The organism is Spirillospora sp. NPDC046719 (genome assembly GCF_040645715.1).
Classification (GTDB): domain Bacteria; phylum Actinomycetota; class Actinomycetes; order Streptosporangiales; family Streptosporangiaceae; genus Spirillospora.
The window spans coordinates 1-2930 of record NZ_JBEYYT010000741.1 but is presented as its reverse complement, the minus strand read 5'-3'; the positions used below and the strand labels follow the sequence as shown (position 1 = coordinate 2930).

The following is a 2930-nucleotide window of genomic DNA, read 5'->3' as shown; positions in this document are numbered from 1 at the left end:
ACATGTCCCCACAACCCGGGGGGCCCCCGGGGGGGGCCGGGCCGGGCGCCCGGCCGCCCCCCCACGGCGTGCGGACTACTCGCTCTCGGCCTGGGCCGTCGCGCGGGGGCGGCGGGTGCGGCGGCGGCGCGGGGCCTCCTCCACGGGCTGCCCGCCCTCCGCGGACTCCGCCGGCTCCGCGGCGGGAGCGGAACCGTTCGCCTCGGCCGGCGCCGCGCCGTTGGCCTCGGCCGGGGCGGCGCCGTTCGAGGAGACCGCGACCGGCTCGTCGTCGAGGATGCCGGGCGAGGTGCCCTCGACCTCCTCCGCGGCGTCCGCGGCCTCGACCGCCGCCTGCGCCGGCGGCTCCTCGGCGTCGACCTCGGGCGGCGGGCCCGCGGGGCGCTTCGCCGGGCCGGACTTCTTCGGCCGCGACCGGACCGGCTCGGGCCGCGCGGCCTCCGGCTCCTCGGCGGGGGCCGGCTCGGCCGGCTCCTTCTTCGCCTCGTGCTGTGCCAGCTTCTCCTCGACGGCCTTCTCGACCTCGCCCTTGCGCTTGCGTCGGCGGCCCGACTCCTTGCCGGCGGCCTTGTCCGGCTTCGGCTCGACCGGGGTGAGGTGGACGTGGATGCCGCGGCCGTTGCAGGACTCGCAGGTCTCCGAGAACGCCTCGACCAGGCCCTGGCCGACGCGCTTGCGCGTCATCTGGACCAGCCCGAGCGAGGTCACCTCGGCGACCTGGTGCTTGGTACGGTCCCGCGACAGGCACTCGACGAGGCGGCGGAGCACCAGGTCGCGGTTGCTCTCCAGCACCATGTCGATGAAGTCGATCACGATGATGCCGCCGATGTCGCGCAGCCGGAGCTGGCGGACGATCTCCTCGGCCGCCTCCAGGTTGTTGCGGGTGACGGTCTCCTCGAGGTTGCCGCCCTGCCCGGTGAACTTGCCGGTGTTGACGTCGATGACCGTCATCGCCTCGGTCTTGTCGATCACCAGCGAGCCGCCGGACGGCAGCCACACCTTGCGGTCGAGGGCCTTGGCGATCTGCTCGTCGATCCGGAACGCGCCCAGCACGTCCTGGTCGCCGGTCCAGCGCTCGACGCGGTCGGCGAGGTGCGGCGCGACGTACTCGACGTACTCCGAGACGGTGTCCCAGGCGCCGTCGCCGGAGACGACGAGCTTGGAGAAGTCCTCGTTGAAGATGTCGCGGACGACCCGGATCGTCAGGTCCGGCTCGCCGTACAGCAGCGACGGCGCCGAGGCGGTCTTGACCTTCTTCTGGATGTTCTCCCACTGGGCGGCCAGGCGCGACACGTCGCGGGCCAGCTCCTCCTCGGTGGCGCCCTCCGCGGCGGTGCGGACGATCACGCCCGCGTTCTCCGGCATGACCTTCTTCAGGATCGACTTCAGCCGGCTGCGCTCCTTGTCGGGCAGCTTGCGGCTGATGCCGGTCATCGAGCCGTCCGGCACGTACACCAGGTAGCGGCCGGGCAGCGAGACCTGGCTGGTCAGCCGGGCGCCCTTGTGGCCGAGCGGGTCCTTGGTGACCTGCACGAGCACGGACTGGCCGGACTTCAGCGCCGACTCGATCCGGCGCGGCTGGCCCACCAGGCCCGCGACGTCCCAGTTGACCTCGCCCGCGTACAGCACGGCGTTGCGGCCCTTGCCGATGTCGACGAACGCGGCCTCCATGGAGGGCAGCACGTTCTGCACCTTGCCGAGGTAGACGTTGCCGACGTAGGACTGGTGCGTCGCGCGGTTGACGTAGTGCTCGACGAGCACGTCGTCCTCCAGGACGGCGATCTGCGTGCGCTCGCCCTCCTGCCGGACCACCATGACCCGCTCGACGGCCTCGCGGCGCGCCAGGAACTCCGCCTCGGTGATCACCGGCGGGCGGCGGCGGCCCTGCTCGCGGCCCTCGCGGCGGCGCTGCTTCTTGGCCTCCAGCCGGGTCGAGCCGCGCACGGACTGGACCTCGTCCTCCGCGGCGGCGCGCTCCTCGCGGGCGGTGCGCACGTGCACGACGGTGTTCGGCGGGTCGTCGGTGCCGCCGGACTCGCCGTCCGCGCCCGAGCGGCGCCGGCGGCGACGGCGGCGACGGCTGCCCTGGGCGCCCTCGCCCTCCTCCTCCTCGCCCTCGGCCTCGTGCTCCGCCTCGGCCTCGGCCTCCGGCTCGGCCTTCTCCTTGTCCTTGCCCTTGGCGGACCTGGACTTGGACTTGGCCTTCGCGGGCTTGGCGGGCTCCTCTTCCTTCGCCTCGGCGGCCTCGTGCTCCTCGGCCTCCTCGGCCTCGTCGCCCTCCTTGCCGCCGCGGCCACGGCCGCGGCCGCCCCTGCGGCGGCGGCGGCGCGACGGCCGGTCCTCGGACTCGTCCTCGTCGGAGGGGCCGTGGTCGCCCTCGGCCTCGTCCTCGGCGGCCTCATGGTCGCGGTCGCGATCACGGTCGCGGTCGGACGGCTCGGGCTTCGCCTCGTCCTTCTGGCGAGCGGATGGCTCGGCCGTCGGCTGCGGCGGCTGGAAGACGACCATGGGCGGCTGGAACGTCACGCCGGGGACGCCGACGCCGCTGGCGGGCTCGGCCTCCGACACCTGTCCGGCCTCCGGCTCGGCGCCGGCGACGGGAACGGAGGGCACCTCCGGCACGGACGGCACCGGGGGCACCGTCGGGGCCGCGGGCGGCGCGGGCGGCGCGGCGGTCTCGTCCTGGGCGGCCGCGGTACGGCGGCGGGTGCGGGTGCGGCGCGCGGGCTCCGCGGGCTTCTCGGGCTCGGCTGGCGTCCCGGCCGGCTCGGCGGTCTCGGCGGCGGCCGGAGCGGGCTCCTCGGTGATCTCCGGGGAGGTCTCGGCGCCCGTCGGCGGCACCGGCTCGGCGGTCTCGGGGGCCTTCGCGGCGCGGGTACGGGTGCGGGACCGGGTCGTCTTCTTCGCGGGCGGCTCGGCGGCCTCGGCGG

The 2930-nt window shown here is 75.4% G+C and carries 1 protein-coding gene; it reads right to left on the bottom strand.

Annotated features, from left to right (window positions below; all coding sequences use genetic code 11):
- Nucleotides 1-75 precede the first annotated feature (75 nt).
- A partial coding sequence (locus ABZ914_RS49535) for an Rne/Rng family ribonuclease (protein ID WP_500201543.1) occupies nucleotides 76-2930 on the bottom strand: 2855 nt, incomplete at its 5' end.